Source organism: Rhizobacter sp. P2_H2 (assembly GCF_056403375.1).
The window spans coordinates 1-1804 of the sequence record NZ_JBFUFP010001067.1 but is presented as its reverse complement, the minus strand read 5'-3'; the positions used below and the strand labels follow the sequence as shown (position 1 = coordinate 1804).

Annotated in this window: 2 protein-coding genes; both read right to left on the bottom strand. The window is 73.9% G+C overall.

The genetic code is table 11. From position 1 onward, the window contains the following. Positions 1-305: glycosyltransferase family 2 protein (locus tag AC1D15_RS30080; protein WP_477828905.1), on the bottom strand; the 305-nt coding region annotated here is incomplete at its 3' end. Beyond that, the coding region (locus tag AC1D15_RS30075) for a hypothetical protein (RefSeq protein WP_477828904.1) at positions 302-1804 on the bottom strand (1503 nt) is incomplete at its 5' end. The genes AC1D15_RS30075 and AC1D15_RS30080, both read right to left, overlap by 4 nt.

Sequence of the window (1804 nt, the reverse complement as noted above, 5' to 3'; positions counted from 1 at the left end):
CGGCGCAGCCAGTCCACCGGGGCGCGTTCGTCGTCGTCGATGAACGCCAGCCAGTCGCCGCGCGCGCACTCGACGCTGCGGTTGCGCGTCAGCGAGATGTTCTGCTCGGGCTGGATGTCGTAGTCGATCGCGAACGGCGCACCGGCCGCACGCCGCCGCTCGACGACGGCACGCGCCGTGCCGCGTGCGTCGTTGTCGACCACCACCACCTGGCTGGGCAGGCACTGCTGCGCGACCAGGTCGTCCAGCAGCGCGCCGAGCCGCTCGGGCCGGCGGTAGGTCGCGATGCACACGCTGATGCTCATGACGGCGGCGGCATGGGCGGCCGGTCCAGGCGGCGCGCGGCCGCGATGGCCGTCGCCAGTTCCTGCTGCGCACGGAACAGGTTCCACACCAGCAGCGCGAGCGCGCTCACGTTGAAGATCGCCGACCAGCCGAGCGCGAAGGTGAGCAGCGCGGCCAGCACCACGAAGAACATCAACCGGATCAGGTGGAAAGGCGCCTCCGGCCAGGCCTTGCCGCTCAGCCGGTAGACGTGGTACGGCACCCACTTGGCGAGCACGTGCGCACCGAGCGCGGCGGCCCCGATCGGCACGATCGGCACCAGCACGACGAAGGCCGCCGCGCGCGCGAACTGCAGGCCGGCGAACAGCCACACGCGGGTGGCCTTGTCGACCCGGTTGTAGCCGGTGAACCAGAGCTGCGTGGCGGCCAGCACCGCGACCCAGGCCGCCAGGTCAGCCGCCTGCAGCGGATCCGGCCAGCGCACCAACGCCGCGCCGATCGCGCCGCAGCCGAGGGCCCACAGCCACGGCGCCCAGCGCGGCGTGGCGATGCCGTGCTCGTGGAAGGCGGCGCTCAGCTTCGGTTCGGCCTCGAAGCGCGCGCCGCTCGCATCGTTGTCGACATAGCCGCGCTCGTAGATGGCCCAGAACGACACCAGCAGGAACAGCAGGCCGGCCACGTGCGGCACCGGCGAGGCCGCCAGCGCCGTCGAGCACAGCACCCAGAACGCGAAGTCCTCCTGCAGCACGCCGCGCACGATGTAGCGCTCGCCCGGCCGCTTGACGTGCGTGAGGTACTGGCCCGGCAGGTACACGCCGCTCAGCGCGTGGCGGTAGCGTGCCTCGGGCCACACCGCCCGCAGCGGGTGGGCACAGGCGTTCAACAGGCCGAGGTCCTGCGCCGAATCGGTCAGCACCAGCGCGCGCGCGACCGTCTCGCCGCCGAGCGCGCCCACCACCATGTGCAGCTTGCCGTCGCGCCGGTCGGCGAAGCACGACAGGCGCGCCGCGACGATCTGCGCCTGCGGCAGCCCGAGCGCGGCGACCAGCGGCGCGACGATCGGGTGGAAGCCGGCGGTCGTGATGATGGGGGTGGTCGTGGCGCCGGGCGCGTCGAGCGCCGCCTGCAGGCGCCGGTTGGCATGGGCGCCGGCGAGCGCGGCGACCCGCGCCCGCCAGCGCCGGGCGATCCACGGGAAGCAGCCCATCACCAGGCGCACGCGCCACACGTCGCGCGTCGGTTCGCCGCCGGTCCAGCGCCACGGCTTGAGCGCGTCGAGCAGGCGCAGCAGCAGCAGCGCCGCCAGGCGCGGGCGGGCCGAGTCGATGAAGTCCTCGGTCGAGTTGCGCAGGTACAGCGTCTCGTCCAGGTCGAGCAGGATCGGGCCGCGGTGCGCGCGGATCGCCCCGAGCGCCGCTTCGGGCGTCACGTCATGCGGCGTCGCGATGTGCAGCGCGCTCACGGCACCGCCATCCGGCCGCGCCCTGCCGGACCGTCGCGCCGTGGCGCGGTGCGGTGC